Annotated in this window: 18 protein-coding genes; 9 read left to right on the top strand and 9 right to left on the bottom strand. The window is 49.4% G+C overall.

Annotation, left to right across the window (positions count from 1 at the left end):
- The first annotated feature begins 133 nt into the window (after positions 1-133).
- Both L990_RS18285 and L990_RS18280 read left to right on the top strand, forming a co-directional pair.
- Positions 134-2,551, top strand: a complete 2,418-nt coding sequence (locus L990_RS18285) for a DUF5916 domain-containing protein (protein WP_047452410.1) — start codon at positions 134-136, stop codon at positions 2,549-2,551.
- Between the two features lie 334 nt (positions 2,552-2,885).
- Positions 2,886-3,920, top strand: a complete 1,035-nt coding sequence (locus tag L990_RS18280; protein ID WP_047452408.1) for a DUF6340 family protein — start codon at positions 2,886-2,888, stop codon at positions 3,918-3,920.
- Between the two features lie 68 nt (positions 3,921-3,988).
- Here L990_RS18280 and bioD read toward each other — a convergent pair whose 3' ends face one another.
- The 7 genes from bioD to L990_RS18245 are packed head-to-tail and all read right to left on the bottom strand — an operon-like array spanning position 3,989 to position 9,985.
- Positions 3,989-4,663 carry a dethiobiotin synthase gene (gene bioD, locus L990_RS18275; protein ID WP_047452406.1) on the bottom strand — a complete coding sequence of 225 codons (675 nt, stop codon included), beginning with the start codon at positions 4,661-4,663 and terminating at the stop codon, positions 3,989-3,991.
- Between the two features lie 48 nt (positions 4,664-4,711).
- Positions 4,712-5,467: a malonyl-ACP O-methyltransferase BioC gene (gene bioC / locus L990_RS18270; protein ID WP_047452404.1), complete on the bottom strand. Its 756-nt coding sequence runs from the start codon at positions 5,465-5,467 to the stop codon at positions 4,712-4,714.
- On the bottom strand, positions 5,460-6,134 hold the full coding sequence (locus tag L990_RS19535) for a DUF452 family protein (protein ID WP_052181152.1): 675 nt from the start codon (positions 6,132-6,134) through the stop codon (positions 5,460-5,462). The genes bioC and L990_RS19535 overlap by 8 nt, the downstream gene beginning before the upstream one ends.
- The gene (locus L990_RS18260) at positions 6,116-7,279 is read right to left on the bottom strand and encodes an aminotransferase class I/II-fold pyridoxal phosphate-dependent enzyme (RefSeq protein WP_047452402.1); all 1,164 of its coding nucleotides are present in this window, start codon (positions 7,277-7,279) and stop codon (positions 6,116-6,118) included. The genes L990_RS19535 and L990_RS18260 overlap by 19 nt, the downstream gene beginning before the upstream one ends.
- A gap of 13 nt (positions 7,280-7,292) precedes the next feature.
- Positions 7,293-8,579, bottom strand: a complete 1,287-nt coding sequence (gene bioA / locus L990_RS18255) for an adenosylmethionine--8-amino-7-oxononanoate transaminase (RefSeq protein WP_047452632.1) — start codon at positions 8,577-8,579, stop codon at positions 7,293-7,295.
- A 21-nt stretch (positions 8,580-8,600) separates the two neighbouring features.
- Positions 8,601-9,575, bottom strand: coding sequence for a biotin synthase BioB (bioB, locus tag L990_RS18250; protein ID WP_316932992.1), 975 nt, complete (start codon positions 9,573-9,575; stop codon positions 8,601-8,603).
- Positions 9,572-9,985 carry a hypothetical protein gene (locus L990_RS18245; RefSeq protein WP_047452398.1) on the bottom strand — a complete coding sequence of 138 codons (414 nt, stop codon included), beginning with the start codon at positions 9,983-9,985 and terminating at the stop codon, positions 9,572-9,574. The genes bioB and L990_RS18245 overlap by 4 nt, the downstream gene beginning before the upstream one ends.
- Before the next feature lie 164 nt (positions 9,986-10,149).
- Here L990_RS18245 and L990_RS20135 point away from each other — a divergent pair, with 164 nt between their 5' ends.
- On the top strand, positions 10,150-10,488 hold the full coding sequence (locus L990_RS20135) for a hypothetical protein (protein ID WP_156121684.1): 339 nt from the start codon (positions 10,150-10,152) through the stop codon (positions 10,486-10,488).
- 127 nt (positions 10,489-10,615) lie between these two features.
- Here L990_RS20135 and tyrS read toward each other — a convergent pair whose 3' ends face one another.
- Positions 10,616-11,908 carry a tyrosine--tRNA ligase gene (tyrS, locus tag L990_RS18235; protein WP_047452394.1) on the bottom strand — a complete coding sequence of 431 codons (1,293 nt, stop codon included), beginning with the start codon at positions 11,906-11,908 and terminating at the stop codon, positions 10,616-10,618.
- 105 nt (positions 11,909-12,013) lie between these two features.
- The gene (locus tag L990_RS18230) at positions 12,014-13,135 is read right to left on the bottom strand and encodes a hypothetical protein (RefSeq protein ID WP_047452392.1); all 1,122 of its coding nucleotides are present in this window, start codon (positions 13,133-13,135) and stop codon (positions 12,014-12,016) included.
- Positions 13,136-13,282: 147 nt separating this feature from the next.
- Between L990_RS18230 and L990_RS18225 the strand changes: the two genes are divergently transcribed.
- The 6 genes from L990_RS18225 to L990_RS18200 all read left to right on the top strand — a co-directional run bounded on the left by L990_RS18225 (position 13,283) and on the right by L990_RS18200 (position 21,708).
- On the top strand, positions 13,283-16,252 hold the full coding sequence (locus tag L990_RS18225; protein ID WP_052181151.1) for a DUF2723 domain-containing protein: 2,970 nt from the start codon (positions 13,283-13,285) through the stop codon (positions 16,250-16,252).
- Positions 16,253-16,255: 3 nt separating this feature from the next.
- A complete protein-coding gene (locus L990_RS18220) occupies positions 16,256-16,870 on the top strand; it encodes a polysaccharide deacetylase family protein (RefSeq protein ID WP_052181150.1) in 615 nt (204 codons plus the stop codon).
- A gap of 39 nt (positions 16,871-16,909) precedes the next feature.
- A complete protein-coding gene (gene purD, locus L990_RS18215; protein WP_047452390.1) occupies positions 16,910-18,175 on the top strand; it encodes a phosphoribosylamine--glycine ligase in 1,266 nt (421 codons plus the stop codon).
- A gap of 7 nt (positions 18,176-18,182) precedes the next feature.
- Complete coding sequence (locus L990_RS18210; RefSeq protein ID WP_047452388.1) at positions 18,183-19,178, top strand: DUF6427 family protein; 996 nt, start codon at positions 18,183-18,185, stop codon at positions 19,176-19,178.
- 183 nt (positions 19,179-19,361) lie between these two features.
- Positions 19,362-20,231 (top strand): deoxyribose-phosphate aldolase, encoded by an 870-nt coding sequence (deoC, locus tag L990_RS18205; RefSeq protein ID WP_047452386.1) that lies wholly within the window; start codon positions 19,362-19,364, stop codon positions 20,229-20,231.
- 244 nt (positions 20,232-20,475) lie between these two features.
- Entirely contained in the window at positions 20,476-21,708 is a 1,233-nt protein-coding gene (locus L990_RS18200) for a PNGase F N-terminal domain-containing protein (protein ID WP_047452384.1), read from the top strand.
- Positions 21,709-21,970: the final 262 nt, after the last annotated feature.

Genomic DNA, 21,970 nt, shown 5'->3' with positions numbered 1-21,970 from the left:
CGGCTGTATCTATCTATAAACCTTTCGTATGGAGGTAAGGGATGTCTACTTTGCTGCAGTAGGCCTGTAAATAAGCATCAAAAATATTTAAAAAAGCCGAAATAGATTTGAGCTACAACTAAACAAATCGAAAATGAACCGCCTACCTATCAGGACAATTAGTACCGTAACACTACTAATGCTGCTCGCCCAAATCGGATACTCGCAGCAGATGCGCCGCAACGCATCCATCACCTTTACCACTGAAAAGCCCAAAGTCGATGGAGATCTTAGCGAGGCGGTGTGGCAAAAGGCACAACCGCTCACCTCCTACATCCAGCACATCCCCAACCGCCTGTCACCTGCCCAACTCAAAACAGAGGTGCGACTCCTTTACGACAAGTCGTCAATTTACATATACGGCAGGATGGAGGATACCGCCGCCAGCAAAATTGCCACACAACTTGGTGCGCGCGACTCATACGATACGCCCCAATGCGATATTTTTTCGGTTGGATTTAGCCCCTACAACGACGGCATTACCTCTTTCTACTTCATGGTTTCGGCAGCTGGCGTGCAGTCCGATCAAAAGGTTACTGGAACCACCTACGATTTGGGATGGAACGCGGTTTGGTACAGTGCCGTCAAGATTGACGATAGAGGCTGGAGCGTAGAAATGGAAATTCCTCTAACCCAACTACGCTTCTCGTCAAAAAATAGCGTATGGGGATTTAACCAGTGGCGCCTCATAAAACGAAATAACGAGTGGGACACTTTCAATCCTGTTGATATTAACATTCAAGGAATAAACAACCAAGAGGCTAACCTCGAAGGATTCAACCAACTCGAAATGCCCTTTCGTCTATCGCTGACACCCTACCTTTCCAATACCACCGAGCGCAGTCAGCAGGGGACCAACAACCGTTTTAAAGGGGGGCTCGACTTACGCTACGGTATTTCCGACGCCTTTACGCTCGACATGATTACCATTCCCGATTTTAGCCAAGTACGCTCCGACGACATCCAACTAAACCTAACCACCGTAGAGCAACGTCTTGATGAGAATCGTCAGTTCTTTACCGAAGGCTCTGAGCTATTTGCGCGTGGAGGGATCTTCTACTCCCGCCGCATAGGCAGCTCCCCTGTAAATAACAGCCGAGCTTACGACAATCTTAACCCCAACGAATACGTCTCAGAAATGCCCAACGCGACCTCCATGATTAACGCCACCAAAATATCGGGGCGCACCAAGGAGGGTCTCGGCATCGGATTCCTCAACGCCATCACCGGCAACACCTACGCCACGATTACGAACAGGCAAACTGGAGAAACCCGCCAAGTAAACGTACAGCCGTTATCCAACTACAACGTAAGCGTAGTCGATATCCCTATAAAAAATAGCTCATACCTATCAGTCATCAATGCCAACTTGGGAATACCAGGCCAGCAATTCATGTTCAACAACTCAGCGGTAGATTTCTACCTAGCCAATAAGCACCAGTCTTACGCCGTAAAAGGAGCCCTACAGTATGCCCTTCATAACGAGGCACAAGAAACGACCACCAGTGGAATGGCCTACACGATAAGCGCCCTCAAAACCTCAGGTAACGTGCGCGTCGAACTTTCTAACACCCTTTACTCCGACACCTACAATCCCTCCTACATGGGCTATATCGAGCAAAACAACCGTATCATCACTTTCGGAAAAGTAGAGTACATATCGTACGATAAGGGCACAAACACCAAGTACCGCAAGCTGTCGTTGAACGCCACACACGAAATGCTTTACCAGCCCACCCGCTACTCACGATTCGAGTTCAGCATACAAGGAGCCGTAACCTACCACAACGAGTTTCACCACGAATTGGAAACCTCAATCACCCCAATAACCAAGTACGACTACTTCGAGCCACGCCAGTTCGGCTACAAGTATGCTGAGCCCCGTGCCATGTGGTTAGGCTACTCTTTCAATACCGATCTGCGCCAACCGTTGGCCATCAGTCGCGGTTTAGTGGGATATTGGATGGCTGACAAATACGACAAAAGCGCCTTCTACCTCCAGCTAAACCCGACGCTGCGCTTCAGCAACCGCCTGTCCGCTACTGTGGGTTTCTTTGGAACATTCAACCAAAATGCCATCGGTTACGCCGAGAACGATGCCGCTACTGGCGTTCCTGTATTCGGAAGGCGCGACATAAATAACTACGAACAATCGGCAGAGATGCGCTACATCATCTCCAAAAACGCCTTTACTAATCTACGTGCACGCTACAACTGGACAACCGTACACTACAAGCAGTTTTACCATCTTAAAGACGATGGCTGGGTAGATGAAATTACCTTTTTGCCCAACCGAGATATCAGCTACACCGCAGCCACCGTCGAAATGAGCGCTCTGTGGAACTTTGCCCCTGGCAGCCAGCTTTCGCTGATGTACCGTAAAAACTTCGACGAAAATCGAAGTGCCAAACCTATCGGCTACTTCGACAACTTAAGCAGGCTAAGAGGCATGCCCCAGCGCGACTTACTTTCGTTTAGGATACTCTACTATTGGGCCTACCGAAAAAAGTAGCGAGCACTAGATTTCTCATTATTTTAACGGAGCAAACACAGCAGCAAATAGCACGAGAAGGCTTAAATAATTTTTTTTTGATTTTTTTGAAAAAAGTTAGAAAAAAATTCAACCAAAATCGCACTAGCATGTTATAGTAATTAGCATAGGATAATTCACTAACTGGGTGCTATGCTTATTCAGCTGCTAAGAAAGGATGCTTGTGAAAAGCGTCCTTTCTATTTTTTATCTATCCCAACCCGCGAGCAACACCGATCAACCATCCTTCCCTTTTTCCCCCATATGTGCAATATCTCTCTTGGTTAAGTATATTTGCGACCAAATTTGAGGGAATATGAGATTACTACTTTGGGCTGTTGTATTTTCGGGCGTGCTATATAGCTGTAGCAGCACCCGCGATATGCGCGTGCTAACGGCTCGCCCAGCCAACGTAACCGTAGGCAGCGAGGTAAAACGCATTGCCATTGTAAACCGTTCGATAGGAAGAGAACGATCGGTGCTAGAAGGGGTTTTGACAGGAGAGCTACCCGGTAACGATAGCAGGCTTTCGCGCGAATGCATTAAAGGACTATCGCAGGAACTTGGACAAAGCGATCGTTTTTCGGTAGCCGTTTATGAAAAAGAGCTGATGAGCGGTAGCCCAAGCAGCACTCAGTTTGGCCCCATGCTACCATGGAATATCATAGGCGATATATGTAAGCGCACCAGCGCTGATGCGGTACTTGTTCTGGAATACTTCGACTCGGACTACACCCTAGAGCATATTACCAAATCGGCAAAAACAGCGGATAAAGCGGTTGTCAACAACACTCCCGAACCTCTTTTTTCGGCACGAGGTACCGCCTCGGCAGAAGCTGGATTTCGCCTCTACAACAATCTTTCGCACAGCATAACCTACGAAGACTCGTACCGATTTAGAAAGGAATGGAAGCAAAGCGCCCGCACCTACCTTGAGGCTGCCACAAAGCTCATTAAAAAGAACGATGCCATGCTGTACGTAAGCCGCGACTTAGGCGCCAACTTTTCGGCGCAGCTAATTCCTCATAGATACTGGGAAAATAGGCTGATGTTTAAAGGAAAAACGCCGCTATCGCAGAAGGCCGAACGATTTGCCCTTACGGGAGATTGGGAAAGCGCGCAGAAGCTTTGGAAGCAGGAGTACGACAACGCTCGCGAACCGAAGCTAAAGGCCGCCGCAGCCTACAACCTAGCACTTACCAGCGAAGTACTGGGCAACTACGAAACTGCCAAAAAGTGGATAATCACCTCGTATACCGAAGCAGGAGATAGCAGAGCCTTAAGGTACTCCTCCATTATAGACAACCTAATTGCCGATAGGCAACGGCTCGAAAGCCAAATGGGAAAGTAGCAGAATAGCATAAAAAGCCCGATGTTTTTAAAAGAACATCGGGCTTATATTTTACGTATAGCAACGAACTAAATCATCTTTAACACATCAAAATCGATCACCTCGTTACCAATCACCTCTCCCATTGCCGCCATAGGGATAAGTTTCCCCCTCTGACTAATAAAATCTTCAACGACACGAATGGAGTCTGCTGTTATTTGAGGGCTTCCTGCTGGATACTTATTGTAGATAATACCTGCCACCTCGATATTACGGGCAAACAAAGCCTCTAAACTTAGTAAGGTATGGTTAATACTTCCCAGTTTGGAAGAGGTTACCAAAATTACGGGCAGCTGATTGTCGGCAATGTAGTCGATAGTATAGTAGCTGCGAGTAATTGGCACCATCAATCCGCCAGCACCCTCCAGCAATACCTTTTCATACATCGATTCCAACTTTTTGGTTGATGCTTTTATGGCATCAAAATCTATCTCCCTACTATCAATTTCGGCAGCAAGATGTGGAGAGCAGGGATAGGTAAAGACCTGCGGGCAGGTTGTAAAGTCGACATCGACATGTTGAAGTTCGATTCCCATAAGCTTACGGTGGGTAATTATATCCTCCGACACCCCAACACATCCGGTTTGAATTAACTTTTGGGTTATCACGCTTACACCTTTAGATAGCAGATATTTTGCCAACATCCCCGTGGCAACGCTTTTCCCAGCATCCGTATCTATGCCTGTTATAAAGTAAGTTTTCATCCGATAGTAACTGTTTTATATTGGTTGGATGCAACCTGCATCGCAAGGTTATAGTCTTTTTCCTACTAAGTAAATTGGATGGTAAGTTAACGGGTATCCCGCTTCAGTTCGAAACGCCTCATAGCCCTGATTAAATGCAGTAAGCTTCCCTTTTGTCCAGCATTGGCGGAAGGCTCCGTTTACACCCGTGAGCTTTATATGGCGCAATACATCAACTGGCTGAACAAAGTGAATGTTGATTTCCTCCTGCTCCATCTCACATATATCAAAATATTTAGTAGCAATCTCCCTCAGCCGCTCAAGCGTAATATAGTCGAGACCATTCCCGGTGAGATCTCTTATCTGAGTTAAGTTCTTTGGACCAAAGGTGCTAATTGCAACAATCCCGCCCTCTACCATCGATTTGGCGAGCCGGGCAAAGTACCCATCCAAATCGTTAAACCACTGCACAGCAGAAGAGGAAGCAAAAAGGTTTATACTTTCGGGTAGTTCCATCTTTTCGGCATCCTGAACCACGAAACGGGTGTTGGTGGCAGCATATCGTTCGGATATTAGATTTACAAAAGCTTCCGACGAAGGGGTTATGTCATTATGAATCCACTCGGAGGAGGAATACCTACGCAGCAGCTGCTCGGACAAAAATCCAGAACCACAACCAACCTCAACGGCAACTTTAGGGTCATCTTTCACATGTTGCTCCATCAGCTCGGCAAGCTTAACGGCTATCTGCTGCTGTGCCACCGCCTCCGTGCTGTAGGTGTTAAAGCACCCTGCAAATCCTTCTCTCACGGCATCCTTATTCATGCTCAAGCCCCGTAATTAGTTTAATAAGATTATTCCACGAGGTAACCTTTCCAAAGCAAAGGTGCGCCCCGTCGATAGTCGTAGCTCTATCTCCCCAGTGATTTTTCATATTTTGGTATGGGAAGATCAAATCGCTGGTGGAGATAAGAGCCTTTGACCAGCTATCTTTATTAAGCAGACACCCTTCGGCAAACCTTTTGCCCAAAAGCGCCAGCTCCTCGTATTGTCCATTAAAGTCTCGGGTGGGCATTAGATCTTTAAAATCGGCCATTTGGCGCGCACCACCGCAAATTCGCATGTTAAACTTGCTGATAGCAGCCTCGGAAAGACCAGCCAGCGTACTATCAAATATTTTGGGGGAAATTCCTTCCGAATCATCAACGGGTTTAAGGGTTCCGTTAATGGCAAAAGCTTGGTGCGGAAGAATAAGTCCATCTTCGATTGCCTTTCCAGCCACCCACACACCAAACGACCACGCCACAACCGTTATCCGCTCGTAGCCTAAATGCTTTTCTAAAGGAAAAGTGCCATCTCGATAGTCGTACAGAACCACCACATCGTAGCCGTTGGCATCGAGCCTTGCCACGCAATGCTCGTCGAAGCCCCATCCACAAAAGAAGACGATGAGCTCTGATGCTCCTTCACGCTTTAGCCATTTTGCTTCCATTGGGCTGCTATTTTTACAATTTGATGTACTTCTACTTCGGTTATTTGCGGATTTAACGAGATACGAATGCGAGCCTCGCCTTTAGGAACGGTTGGATAGCGAATGGGTAACGCCCAAAAGCCGTTCTCCTGCAACCTTTCCGCAAGCGATATGGCTGCATGATTTTCGCCCACCACAACTGGCACAATGTGCGAGCAGCCTCTCGTCTCTAAACCATCCCTTTCCAATTCTCCCCGCAGCATACTGCTTAGCTTAGCAAGCATTACCCTATCCTCCTTCATTGATGCAATGTGGCGCATAACGTAATCGGTCCACCTTACATTAATGCTTGGCTGAGCGGTAGTGAATATGAGCGAGCGTTGCGTGTTGATAAGATAGTCTACCACCTCGCGACTAGCCACCACATAAGCCCCCTGAGAGGCGATTGCCTTTCCGAAAGTTCCTACAATAAGGTCGATGCGATGCGTGGTTTGCGTAACCTCGCAAAGACCTAAACCTACCGCACCCATTGCGCCTATGGCATGCGCCTCATCCACGTAAAGGGTAGCGCCATACTTCTCCTTCAAATCACACAATGCTACCAGATCGGCCACATCGCCATCCATGCTAAATACCGATTCGGTAACTATAAAGATGCGCTTGTACTGATCCCTATTCTTAAGAATAAGCTTTTCGAGATGCTCCAAATCGTTATGACGGTAGCGCTCCCACCTTGCATCACAAAGGCGTAGGCCGTCGATGATGCTAGCATGAACATACTTATCAGCCAGTATCAGATCATGCTTGCTGGTTAGCGCAGAAAGTATCCCAATGTTGGCATGATAGCCGCTATTGAAAACCAGCGCAGCCTCCCGGCCAAACATGGCGGCAAGATGCTGCTCGAGGCTGGTATACGAAGGCGCATTACCCGTAAGCAGCCGCGACGAGGTTGAGCCAAAAAGAAACTCCGTCTCATCGGCTAGCGTGGCTAAGAAATTCTTTTGCAGGCTAGCGTTGCAGGCCACTCCAAGGTAGTCGTTAGACGATAGGTTCAGGTACTTTCGTCCATCGTGGTAGATGTACTTCCCCTCGCTGCGCGTATTGCGCAACCTTCGTAGGTTTCCCGACTCCTCGAGCTGGCTAAGTATGCTGTTGTAATCCGACATTCAAAAAAAATATTTAGTTCTTTATGCGGCCAACCACCTCGATCAGCGCGGCAGTTAGCCTGCTTAGCTCGCTTGGGGTAATGATAAATGGCGGCATAACGTAAACCAGCTTACCAAATGGACGAACCCAGATACCCGCCTCCACAAACTCGCGCTGAATGGTTGCCATATCCACCGGCTGCCTCATCTCTATAACACCAATTGCTCCGAGCACCCGCACATCGGCAACACCACCGAATGTTCGCGCAACGGCAAGCTCGCGCTCCAGCTGCGCCTCTATCTGCTTTACCTTGCCGATAGGAGAGCTTTGCATTAGCAGCTCCAGCGAAGCGTTGGCGGCAGCACAAGCCAGCGGATTGGCCATAAAGGTTGGTCCGTGCATAAAGCAGCTGGGGTTCCCCTTCGATATGGTTTCGGCCACTTCGGCGGTGGCTAGCGTTGCGGCAAAGCTCATATATCCGCCAGTGATGGCCTTACCTAGGCACATGATATCGGGCGTAATGCCCGCCCACTCGCAGGCAAACATCTTTCCGCTACGACCAAAGCCAGTGGCTATCTCGTCGGCGATGAGCAGCACCCCAAACTCCTCGCACAGAAGTTTCACCTCCTTTAGGTACTGCGGAGAGTAGAAGCGCATTCCTCCGGCTCCCTGTACAACGGGCTCTAGAATTATGGCGCCAATCGTTTGGTGATGCGCCTCCAGCGCCTCGCGCATGGGCTTTATATCGGAAGGATTCCACTCCTGGCCAAACTTCACCTGGGGAGCATCAACAAAAAAGTGGATGGGTAAGCGCCCGTTCCAAATGGTGTGCATTCCCGTATCGGGATCGCAGACGCTCATGGTATGCCACGTGTCGCCGTGGTAGCCCGAGCGGATGGTTAGCAGCTGGTTTTTCTGTGGATTTCCCTTTGCGTTTTGGTACTGAAGCGCCATCTTCATGGCCACCTCTACAGCCACCGATCCGGAGTCTGAAAAGAATACGCGCTCCAATCCGTCGGGCGTAATATCCACCAGCTTCTGCGCCAGCTCCACGGCTGGACGGTGGGTAATGCCACCAAACATGACGTGCGACATATCCTTTAGCTGCCGCTCGATGGCCGCGTTGATATGCGGATGGTTGTAACCATGTATCACCGCCCACCAGCTCGACATGCCATCAATTAGCTGGCGGCCATCCTCCAGCTCGAGGTACACCCCGTTGGCGCGCGCCATCGGATAAACGGGCAGCGGGTTAATCATAGAGGTGTAGGGATGCCAGATATGCTTTTTGTCGTATTCGAGTAGCTGTTCTGTTGTCATTAGCTGCGATGTGAAATTCATCTATTTTACAATATCGTATCCCTGATCGGTAAGCATTTTTACATCTTCCGAAACGCTAGAGCCAAGGGTGGTAAGCAAATCGCCCACCAATGCCGCGCTCATGCCGCACTTTAGCGCCTTCTCCATCATGTGCGAAATATCTGCCCTACCAGCCGCAAAGCGAATCTTAGCCGTTGGGTTGATTATGCGGAACATGGCAAAGGTGGTTAGGATCTCCTCGTCTGATAGCTTGGCGGTGCCGTGCATGGGCGTTCCCTCGATAGGGTTTAGCAGGTTTACGGGGATAGACTCCGCGCCAATCTCGCGAAGCGCAAAGGCAAACTCGATGCGCTGCGCCTCGCTCTCGCCCATACCAATAATTCCGCCAGAGCAGATGCCCAGCCCTGCTTCCTTAGCCCACTGGATGGTTTGCTTCTTCTCCTCGATGGTATGCGTGGTACAAAGATTCTTGAAGTGCGATGGCGCGGTTTCGAGGTTGCAGTGGTAGTGCTCCACGCCCGCATCGGCCAGCTGCTGCAGCTGCTTCTTATTCAGTAGGCCCATCGAGGCGCAAAGGTGAATATCCACCTCCTTACGGATATCGTTATATATCTGGCAAGACTTATCGACATCGGTTTGCGAAAGGGTTCGGCCGCTGGTTACCAGCGAGAATTTGGCCACACCATACTTGGCGTTATCGCGCGCCTGTGCCACCGCCACGGGCGAGGCAATTAGCGGGTAAACCTCCACGTTGGTGTCGTGCAGTGCCGACTGAGAGCACCACTTACAGTCCTCGGGGCAACGACCCGAACGGGCGTTAATTATGGAGCACATCTCGAAGTCGTTCTTCAAAAAGTGGCGACGGATGTCGTCGGCCATTTGGTAAAGTTGCTCCTTATCCTCCACCTTAAGCAGCTCCAGCGCCTCCTCCGAGGTAACAAGGTAGCCGTTAAGAATGCGCTCCTTAAGCGCAGCCACGTCTTGGGCAGTCATCATATCTGTTCGATTTTAAATTGTTGACAAAACGAAAAATCCCACATCCAAAGGTTTTTTACTCCTTTCGATGTGGGATAAGTATTATATGCGGTAGCCCCGCCGGCGATATCGCACGCCGCAGCAACCGATGCTTTAACCTGTACAGGGAGTAGCGCCAACAGCAGCTGCTCCAGCAAAAGGGGGATTCGTGGTTTATCCTCCTCCTCGGCATCGGAGGTAGCAGTAAGCGGCACCTCCGACATGGGGGTAGCCCCAACAACGCCACTCTTGAGCATCGCCAAACGGCAAATGTCTACCTTTAGGCGACCGATGTGCACCACCTTGCCAATGCTCAAAAACGAGGCATCGGCGCGGCGCGACCAGCGCTTAAACCATAGCGAACCGTTGTATGACGATCTTCCGAATTTCATCGGGGCAAATATAGCGTTGCCCCAACTAAAAGATCCCCCTTTTTTTATGTTTTTGGGCAAGTTGTTGACTCTGGGCAGCTAAAATATCTGATGATGTGGGGATTTACAAAGATTCACCTCGCCACTTAGAGGTAGCCGCGTAGGGTTAAAAGGACGCTGTTTTAGTGGTAGGCGTAGGGATTGCTCCGCTCCCAAACCATAAACCATGCCCTAGCGATGCTGTAGGGCTGTTCCCAACTGGGAAATCGTTCCCGAGCGGAGCTGCGTGCCTTTTCCCATTTGGGAAATCGTTCCCGAGCGAAGCTGGATGCCTTTTCCCAATCGGGAAATCGTTCCCAAACGGAGCTGGACGCCTTTTCCCAATCGGGAAATCGTTCCCGAACGGAGCTGGACGCCTTTTCCCAATCGGGAAATCGTTCCCGAACGGAGCTGGATGCCTTTTCCCAACTGGGAAATCGTTCCCCGGCGGAGCAGAGTGCCTTTTCCCATTTGGGAAATCGTAAATCGGCATGAAGCCAACAAAAATGCGGGCAGGTGCTGCGCGTGCTGCCAGCCACAGATGCCAGCTACCAAAAGCAGGCAAGGCTACCCTTACGGATAGCCTTGCCCAATATCGGTGTCATCAGCAGGTTATTGCACCTTGATGATAAAGTAGTTCTTCTTTCCGCGTTGCACCAAAAGGAACTTGCCGTTAAGCAGCATGTCGGAGGTAGCGGTTGCCTCTACGCCCTCCACCTTATTCTTGTTGATGCTTACGCCACCACCCTGAATCATCTTACGGGCTTCGCCTTTAGATGGGAACACGGAGGTGTTGGTAGCCAGCAGCTCGATAACGTTAACGCCCGCATCAAGCACGCTCTTCTCTACCTCGAACTGAGGCACGCCTTCGAATACGGAAAGGAAGGTTTCCTCGTCGAGCTTGGCAAGGGTGTTGGCGGTTGCGTTTCCGAATAGGATTTGCGACGCCTCAACAGCGGCGTTGTAGTCCTCTTCGGAGTGTACCATTACGGTTACCTCCTGCGCCAGGCGCTTCTGAAGGATGCGGGTGTGAGGCGCCTCGCGGTGCTCTGCCACCAGCTGCTCGTACTCCTCGCGGCTGATGAAGGTGAAAATCTTGAGGTACTTCTCGGCATCCTCGTCCGATACGTTAAGCCAGAATTGGTAGAACTTGTAGGGCGAGGTGTAGGCCTTCGACAGCCACACGTTGCCGCTCTCGGTCTTTCCAAACTTACCGCCATCGGCCTTGGTAATAAGCGGACAGGTAAGGGCAAAAGCCTCGCCACCTGTCTTGCGGCGAATTAGCTCGGTACCGGTGGTGATGTTACCCCACTGATCGGAACCGCCCATTTGGAGCTTGCACCCCTTATTTTGGTTTAGGTATAAAAAGTCGTATCCCTGAACAAGCTGATAGGTAAACTCGGTGAACGACATCCCGTCGCGCGCTTCGCCCGTGATGCGCTTCTTCACTGAGTCTTTGCTCATCATGTAGTTTACGGTAATATGCTTACCCACATCGCGGATGAACGCAAGGAACGAGAATTCCTTCATCCAGTCGTAGTTGTTTACAATCTCGGCGCGGTTTGGTGCGTCGCTCTCGAAGTCAAGGAATTTAGAAAGCTGCTCCTTGATACAGTTTTGGTTGTGACGGAGAGTCGGCTCATCGAGCAGGTTACGCTCAATCGACTTTCCTGAAGGGTCGCCGATCATACCTGTTGCACCACCAATAAGAGCAAGCGGCTTGTGGCCGGTACGCTGTAGGTGGCGAAGCATCATCACGCCAACCAGGTGACCAATGTGCAGCGAGTCGGCAGTTGGGTCGATACCCACATAGGCGGTTACCATCTCTTTAGATAGTAGCTCATCCGTTCCGGGCATCATGTCATGAATCATGCCCCTCCAAGTCAGTTCTTCAATAAAGTTCATCGGGCAAATTTTTTATCAGCTTTTAGTAAAATTCTGCCAAAGATAGCATTTTGTTAGTACAAAAACCCCCACAACCGAAGCTAAAGAGGGTTTGTGGCTAGATGATTATCGGCTAAAACGCCTTCCAAAAACGTTGAGGTCGAAGATAAAGCCGGCTCCATAGTAGTAGTCTAAATCGGTGTACGATGGGTCGTAGTAGGCGCCTGCATCAAACCGAAACTGAACGCCCGCAAATGGGGTGGCCGAGTACGAGCCCGTTGCCGATATCAGGCTGCGGGTGTAGTCTATCACGTTATAGTCGAAGGTTACATCGTTGTATATGGGGTCGCCCAGTATGGTGAAGAAGCGCTTGCCGTACAGGTAGCCCAGCTGCATATCCAGCGACTTGCTCTTCATAAACAGCGTAGCCGAAATGGCCTTGTTACCGCTATTCCCCTTAAAAGGCTTAAAGTTGTAGTTGTCGTTAAACTTAACCACCTGCACCAGCGCGCCCAGCCTTTTGCCTTCATCAAAACGGTAGGCAACCTGCAGGCCCGCGCCGAGGTTAGCCAAGGTGCGCACCTTTTTTAGGGTATCCTCCTTGTCGTTAATTTGGCCGCCAATGTGCTTAAACACCGACTGCACCGGGATGCTTACCTCCCAAGGGTTCTCGTCGGAAGTTAGCTTACCCAAAAAGGAGAAGCCTGCGGTAAGCCGCTCCTGGTCGTTGTCGCCCTCGCGGATGTAGTTTTCCCAGCTAACCCACGTATCCACAAACATACGCTTGCCGTAGTAGCGCAGCTGCAGCCCATTCTCCTGACGAAAGTCAATCCCATGCAGCGGGTTGTACAGTATGGTAGAGAGCAGATGGCCATCCCTATTTTCGAGGGTTCCTACCTGTACAAAGAAGTTTTTGCAGGCCTCATATCGGGCAAACACCACAGGCGTAACCTTGCCAAAAGGAGCATCGCCCCAATACTTTTTTAGGTGGACGCCGCCGCCCAATACCAGCTTATTTCCGAGGTTGGCCTCCACCGTCGGAACTAGCGAGAAGCCGGGTTGCGTAAAGCCTTTGGCAAATGGCTTAAAGTACTCGTAGTTGTAGAAGTACGACGAACCTCGAAGCTTAACCTTTAGCTCGGTAGTGTCCGATAGTCCTGCGGGCTGATGTGGCAGCTGCAGCGGCTGCGCCTTGCCAACCACCGCAAAGCATAGAAGTAGGGAAAGTGAATAAAGCGACTTCTGCATTGTATTTAAGTTAAAAGTAGGGTAAAAGTAAGCGATCTGATTGATTTTGTCTAAGTCGGATGCAAAAAGTTTCGCTTAGCTTTTTTAAATAGTTTCCAGATATGGCATAAGGTTTATCTTTGCACGGAGCAATAACATCAACTACTTATGCCAAAAAGCTTAAAGTTAGGAACGGTGCTTACCTACCTAACTTTCATTATTTCTTTTGGAATCTACCTGTTAACCCTCGAGCGTACCGTTAGCTTGTGGGATTGTGGAGAGTTTATAGCCTCTGCTACTGGCCTACAAATTGGCCATCCACCGGGAGCGCCGCTGTACGCTATGGTAGCCCGAGTTTTTGCCGCTGTAGCACCCGGTAGCCAGCACGTGGCGCTTTTTGTCAACAGCTTTTCGGCGTTGGCCAGCGCGCTAACCATCACCTTCCTGTATAAGTCTATTCTTTTGCTCTTCGCAATATCGGCAAAAAACGAGGTTAAGAGCCAGCTGGCAATACAGCTATCGGCCTTTGCCGCTGCCATGACATTTGCCTTTACCGATACCTTTTGGTTTTCGGCTGTAGAAGCGGAGGTTTACGCCTTCTCGCTCCTCTTTACGGCAGCCTGCTTTTGGGCCGTACTTAAGTGGTACACCCTCGAAGATGGAAACATTCACTCCCGCTGGCTAATCTTAATAGCCTACCTCTGCGGACTATCGTACGGTGTACACCTGCTAAACTTGCTCATTATTCCGGCCATCCTTTTTCTAATCATCTCAAAATGCTACCACCTTTCGACAGGGAAAAAGCTGCTTGCCATTGCCGTTAGCTCGCTAGGTGTAGGTGCCGTAATGTACTTTTTTGTTCCCCTACTGCTTTGGGTAATTTCCAGAATAGAGCTGCTTTTTGTAAACCAGATAGGCTTACCCTACAACAGCGGAACGCTTTTTGGCGTGTTTGCCATCTTTGGTGCAATGGGGTGGCTCGTTTGGTTTTCGTTTACAAAAGGTCATGCTAAGACATTTCTGTTTACCGTAAGCTTCGCCCTCTTTACGCTAGGCTTTGCCAGCTACGCCATGGTGCTTATTCGCGGAATTCAGAATCCGCCAATGAACCAAAACCAACCCGACAATATTTTTAGCCTAAAATACTACCTCGACCGCGACCAGTACGGCAAAACGCCGCTGCTTTACGGCCCATACTACTCCGCGCCTGTAAAGGCTGTGGTGGCCGACGAGCCCATTTACGTAAAGATTGATGGCCGATACGAGATAAAAGGCTATACCTCGAAGGTTAAGTACTACAGCTCGCACTGTACCATCTTCCCAAGAATGCACAGCAACGTACCCAACCATATAGGCAGCTACCGCAGCTGGGCAGACATACAGGAAGATTCGGTAACCTACAAAACGGTAGATGGAAAAGCATTTAAGGAGATTAAGCCTACGTTTACCCAAAACCTCACCTTTTTTGCTGGCTACCAAATGTGGTGGATGTACTTTCGCTACCTGCTGTGGAATTTCTCTGGCCGACAAAACGAGTTTTACGGTAACGGAAATATCCTGAACGGAAACTTTATAACCGGATTTCCCGCTATCGACAACCTAATGCTTGGGCCACAAAACGAGCTGCCCGATGCCTATAAAAATAACGCGGCGAACAACCGCTACTTCCTTATACCGCTGCTGCTAGGGCTTATTGGCATTTACTACCAATGGAAGAGGCACGAAAATTTATTTATAACCACCCTGCTGCTATTTTTCTTTACGGGAATTGCCATTGTGCTTTTCCTTAATCAAACGCCGCTGCAGGCACGCGAGCGAGACTACGCCTATGTTGGCTCGTTTTACGTTTTTGCCATTTGGATTGGCTACGGGCTACTATTCCTATCGAAAAAGTTGGAAAAGATTAAGGCAAGAAGTTTACGCAACATTGCCGCACTCTCATTTATAGCTGTACCAGCCTTGGTCCTTGCCCAAAACTACGACGACCACGATCGCTCTGGAAGAAGCATAGCGCTAAACTACGCCAAAAACTTCCTCAATAGCGTTCCCAAAAACTCGCTGCTGGTTGTCTACGGCGACAACGACACCTTCCCCGTTTGGTACGCTCAGATGGTAGAAGGCGTAAGGCAGGATGTAAAGGTCGTTAACAGCAACTACCTTCCTACCAGCTGGCAGCCTGGACAGCTAGCCTACAAAACCTACACCAACGATGGCTTTAAGATGGATGGCAGATCGCTGTATACCATCCCCGATGAGTTTAGGCATACAACAGGGAAAGATTCGTTAATGCCTCCCGTGCCGTTGCAGATAGCCATGCTGCAAATTTTTTCGTCCGACTCGGCCAACCGTGTTCCTTCGCCTCTACAAAAGGGTAAGATGGTTCGATACCTACCTCAGGATGTTATTGTGCTACCTGGGTTAACCCGAAAAGATTCGAATAACATCTACCTCGCAAATAACCAAATCCTCAGCAAGGAGCAAATCATCTATCTCGATATCATCAACCGAAACTACCCCGAGCGAACCATCAGCTATGCTCAGACAGTTCCAGAGCAGTCGTACAAGCTGCTACAGCGTAACCTCTCGCGGGTAGGACTTAACCACGAACTCATAATTCGTGCAGCAGATAGCACCGACAGCGTAAACCGCGCGGCCACCCTTCGCTCGTACAAATTTTTAATGAACCACTTCTCTTTTGATAAGCTGGATAAGCCGCAGCTGCTCGATGAGGTGAGCGTACGGTGCATTGCATCATACCGAACCGCGTTTATTAGAACCGCTGCTGCATTGGCCAACGCTGGAGACACCGCAAAAGCAACCGCACTTATTGCCAAATGCAATAAAAACATACCTGTCGAAACCATTCCGCTAGGCTCTAAGGAACCCGTAATGGTAAAGCTGCTGCTCGATTTGAAACAAAACAGGGATGCGCTGCTGCTAGTTAACTACCTATCAAAAGAAAACTTGCAGATGCTTCACTTCATCGAAAAGTTGAATTCGTTTCAGAAACGATACGTGTTCGCCGAAAAAGCGTTAGCTTTGCAAAATCTGGACAGTTTTGCAGAAATACTAGTAGCGCATGGCTACACGCAGCAAGCCATGAAGATCAAGCAACAAATCGACAAATACGACAAGTAGTATATGTATTTCAGACCGCCTAAATTTATAACAAAGCTCTTTCCTAGCTTCATCTGGAGTTTTCCGGATGAGACTGATACCGTTTACCTCACTTTCGATGATGGCCCGAACCCAGACGTAACGCCTTGGGTTCTGGAACAGCTACGTAAGTACAACGCCAAGGCTACCTTTTTTTGCCTTGGTAAAAACGTGGAGATGTTCCCCGAAACATTTCAGATGATACTCGACGAAGGACATGCGGTGGGCAACCACACCTACAGCCACCAAAAGGGATGGAGCATGAGCGTTGGAAATTACATTCAAGACGTAGACTTGGCCGACACCTTCATTAAGTCGCCCCTGCTGCGCCCACCATACGGAAGAATTAAGCCTTCACAAGCCAACGTGCTTTCCGAACGCTACAAAATAATAATGTGGGATATACTTAGCCGCGACTACAGCCGTACGCTATCGCGCCGTGGCTGCGTAAACAACGTCGTTAAGGTTCTTCGTCCCGGAGCAATAATTGTTTTTCACGACTCCTACAAGGCCGAAAAAAATCTACGCTACGCCCTGCCACGCGTGCTAGACTACATTGCCAACGTTAAGGGGTATAAGATGAAAAGCATCGAATACTAAGATTGAAAGCACCATTAAACAAACAATAACAACCATACAATGAGAGTTCTTTTATTGGGTTCAGGAGGAAGAGAACATGCATTTGCCTGGAAAATCGCACAAAGTCCAAAGCTCAGCAAGCTATTTATCGCACCTGGCAATCCAGCCACAGCCCTTTTAGGCGAAAATGTTGCCATTAGCGCAACCGACTTTGAGGCGCTAAAGGAGTTCAGCTTAAGAGAACGTATCGACATGATTGTTGTTGGCCCCGAAGATCCGCTGGTAAAGGGAATTTACGACTACTTTACCACCAATAAGGAGACAAAGCACATCGCGGTGATTGGCCCTTCGAAGCTGGGTGCCACCCTAGAGGGAAGCAAAGACTTTGCAAAGGCATTCATGACTCGCCACGGCGTGCCAACCGCTGCTTACAGATCGTTTACCAAAGAGACTCTAGCCCAAGCTTACTTGTTTCTGGAAACGCTTAAGGCTCCATACGTGCTTAAGGCCGATGGCTTAGCTGCCGGGAAAGGAGTGCTTATCATCAGCAACCTGCAGGAAGCAAAAGACGAGCTCGCCAAGATGTTTGACGGCAAGTTTGGAGCAGCGGGCAATACGGTTGTGATTGAAGAGTTCCTAAAAGGCATCGAATGCTCCGTTTTTGTACTTACCGACGGAAAATCATACAAAATACTACCCGAAGCCAAGGACTACAAGCGCATTGGCGAGGGCGACACGGGCCTAAACACAGGTGGTATGGGAGCCGTATCGCCAGTTCCTTTTGCCGATGCCGAATTTATGGAAAAGGTTCGTACCCGCATTGTAGAGCCAACCGTTAACGGGTTCCATAAGGACGAAATTGCCTACAAAGGATTTGTCTTTATTGGCCTAATGAATGACGGCGGAGAACCTTCTGTTATTGAATACAACGTTCGCATGGGCGATCCAGAAACGGAGGTTGTACTACCCCGACTCGATGCAGATATTCTAGATCTATTCGAGGGAGTTGCCAACGGCACCCTTTCCGAAAAATCGTTTGGAATCAAAAAGGAAGCAGCCGTAACCGTTGTTTGCGTATCGGGAGGCTACCCCGAAGATTACGGAAAAGGATTCCCCATATCGCTACCCGAAACAGCAGAAAGCATCGTATTCCATGCAGGAACAACCCTAAAGGAGGGCACGCTGGTAACATCGGGCGGACGAGTGCTAACAGTAACCTCGCTTGGAGCAACCAAAGAGGAGGCGTTAAAGAAATCATACGCCACAATAGAAGGCATCTCCTTCGACAAAATGTACTTTAGACGAGATATAGGACAAGATTTATAGTGCTGCTATGCTAGTAAAATTCTTTAGAAAAGACACGCTGGAGGTGCTGATTATTTTTGCCCTGCTGCTTTTAGCCTTATGGATAAAAACCCTCATGGGGCTAGGCGATCAGGACATAGAGCGCACCCTATCCTACGGAACACCGCTCGAGCTGGTGATCAACCAGTTTGCGCTACACCTTCCGGGACTTTCCACCATAGTTGCCTTTCTAATAACGCTAGTTGTGCTGTTCATGATGCAGTCGCTCAACAACCAGTTTATTTTTGTACCCCAACGAAGCCTTTTGCCCTCGCTGCTGTACGTTATGATTGGTTTCAGCTTTATTTCGCTACAGCATCTTACTCCAGCACTAGCCGCCATGCCCATTATCATCCTGTCCCTAAAAAGCATCTTCACCTCGTACCGTAAGGATTACGCAGAGGCAGACTACTTCTTGGCGGGCTTCTACATGGCGCTGGCAGCGGTGGTTTATCTGCCCGCATTGGCCTACCTGCTCACCATCATCTTCTCGGTGCTGATAATGCGCCCCTTTAGCTGGCGCGAATGGGTGGCTACCTTTGCCGGATTGCTAGTGCCATTCATCTTTCTGGCTACCTACTATCTGCTCTTCGATACCGACGGGATGAACACGATACTTGCGCTCGATCCAGGAAAGATCATAGCAGCGATACCCAAGTCGATGAACAGCTTTTTCGGCTACGGATTTTTGGGCACCATCTTACTAGCCCTCGCCGCCGCCTCATTCTTCATCCTTACTTGGACTGGCTCGCAAAAGGTACGTACCAACAAGATTTTTCTCGTTTTTTTCTCGATGATTGGGGTTGGCATCCTATCGTACGTCTTAATACCAACGGTATCTAAGGAGGCGCTGGTGATAATGGCCCTCCCCCTAAGCTACGTGATAAGCGTCTACATGATCTTCTCGCGTCGAACCCTCATCCCCGATGCGCTCCTTTTAATGCTGCTCTCGCTAGCCGTTCTTCTACAGATTTTTGTAGAGTAAAAATATTTCACACAAGCACAAACGCACGAGCCTAATCCTCCACAGATTGAGGCTCGTGCGTTTTTAACACTTCACTGTCAGCCTCCTAACCAAAATAAGATGAATCGCATCTAAGCTAAATCCATCGGTAGGAAAGCAAAAAATTACTATCTTGCACCCCAAATCGTATTTTTATAAACTAATATGGACGACTTTTTTGACCAGTACGACTTCGACGTAAATGATGCCGAGGTCGAGTATGAGGTTGACCTCATCAAAACTAAGCTAGACGACCTACGTAGCATCGACGCGCTGAAGACCTGCTTCTCTTGCATCGACCTTACCAGCTTAAACACTACAGATACTTTAGAAACTGGAAAAACGCTTGCCGAAAAGGTTAGCCGCTTCCAAAAGGATTTCCCTTACATGCCTAACGTAGGCGCCATCTGCATCTACCCAGGGCTTATCAACGAGGTGAACAAAAACCTTAAGGCTAAGGACGTAAAGATTGCCACCGTTACCGCTGGCTTCCCTCACTCGCAAACCTTTATCGACATTAAGCTTTCTGAAAGCCAGATGGCCGTAGAGCAGGGTGCCGATGAGGTAGACATTGTAATGTCTGTTGGCCGATTCCTCGAAGAGGATTACGAAACCGTATTCAACGAAATTGCCCAAATAAAGGAGGCTATTGGAGATGCCCACCTAAAGGTTATCCTCGAAACAGGTGCGCTACCAACCTACTCTTCTATCCGATTGGCATCGCTGCTAGCCATGGAGGCTGGTGCCGACTTCATCAAAACATCAACCGGAAAGATTAACGTAGGCGCAACCCCACAAGCCGTATACGTTATGGCACAAGCAGTAAAGGATTACTACGACCGTACCGAACGCATGGTGGGTATTAAACCTGCCGGCGGCGTGGTTACCACCAACGACGCCCTTACCTACTACGGAATTATGAAAACCGTTTTAGGTGAAGACTGGCTTAACAACGAGTACTTCCGCCTTGGCGCTAGCCGCTTGGCCAACAACCTGCTTTCCGACATCAAGGAAGAGCCAGTAGAATACTTTTAGCCTATATCGATAGCATCATACTGGGAGCCTAGATTTTATCTAGGCTCCTTCTTTTTAGGCATAGGCTAAGCATATAGGTAATTCTATCGAACGGCGGTACATGTTTCATTTCTTATTCGATTTCCCACCTCCTGCTCCCTCCGTCACCTCGTCACATATAGCAGATCGCACATCCCAACATCCACATCGCATATCTATCCCAAAATAGCCTATCTTCGTATTCGAAACATTTTAACCTCTTACCATGAGTATTCGAATCACGATTGGGCTAGCGTTGGCTACCCTAGTTAGCTTGGGCGCATCGGCCCAAGAGCGTTTTACCACCACTACGGTAAAGATATTCGACCACGAGCACCTGAACTTTAGCGGCGAGTACGCCAAAAAAGGGCTGGTCCCAGATGTCAAAGGCGTTGTTCGAATTGCCGATGGCCGCGTGCTGCTCAAAAAAATCGCCATCCCAAAAACAAAAAAATACACCGAAGCCAAAGTGCGCGTAACCCTATCGTCCGCTGGCGACCGATGGGATAAGTCGGGCTCTCTGTTTGTGATCCCCGCTACATCGAAGGTAAACATGCTAACCGTGGCCCAAGGAGAAGCAACCCTGCCAGCCTACCCTGTGGCTCAGGAGAAGCTCCCTGGTACTATTCCATCTGCCGGCTACCAGCCAACCGTGGAGCTGATGCGCTTTATGACCCCCTTTGGCGTGGGCTACTACAGCGGCCGTGAGGGCTTCGAAAAACGCCGTCCCGTATACATCCCCTTCTTTGAGAAGCAGGTTGTTTGGGAGCAGGATATCACCGACCGCCTGCCGCTGCTTAACGGCGAAGCGCTGATTGGCGTATGGATTGACACCTGGACAGCCGAAGGCTACAACATCGACGTGGAGCTAACCGTAAAGGAAAGCACCCTACCTATAGATCCGAAGCAGAAGCAGTGGATAGCCCCGCTGGTAAACACGGTTTACTATGCCGGACAGGGAATGCCCGATATCTTTGGCCGCAGAGACATAGAGGTAGAGGTAGATATCCCCAAAAATGTAAAAAACACCATGCTGAAGTACATCGTTACCGGACACGGCGGCCATAACGAAGGAGACGAGTTTGTGAAAAAGGAGAACATCATCTACCTCGACGGGCAGAAGGTGCTGGCCTTTACCCCTTGGCGAGACGACTGCGCCTCGTTCCGCCGCTTTAATCCCGGATCGGGCGTGTGGCTGATGAGGGATACCGCCAGCTACATCGACACGGTGTCCAACAAGTACGCCGAAAAGGAGATCGAGGAGCGCATCGCCTCGTCCGACCTCTCGCGCAGCAACTGGTGCCCCGGATCGGTGGTGGAGCCTGTAACCATCAACCTGCCCAACATAAAGCCTGGCAAGCATAAAATTCGCTTCAGCATACCCAAGGCACAGGTGGCCGATGGCGACAAAATGAACCACTGGCTAATTTCTGCCTACATGGTAGGAACCATCAGGTAGCCCAGCTAGCATAAAATAGCGTACCCAGGCGATGCGGAGCACTTCCGTATCGCCTTTGCTTTTAGATGGAGCAAGCCTCCAGCTTATTCAAGCATTAGACCAATCGGTCTGATTTCCAAAATAAAAACCAAGCCTCAGGAAAGCTCACCGGAGTTCCAGTACACAAAACCAAGCCTCAGGAAAGCCCACCGGAGTTCCAGTACACAAAACCGAGCCTCGGGAAAGCCCACTGGAATTCCGGTACGCAAAACCGAGCCTCGGG

The sequence above is a fragment of the Alistipes sp. ZOR0009 genome (genome assembly GCF_000798815.1).
Classification (GTDB): Bacteria; Bacteroidota; Bacteroidia; order Bacteroidales; family ZOR0009; genus Acetobacteroides.
This window is presented reverse-complemented; position numbering and strand designations above follow the sequence as displayed.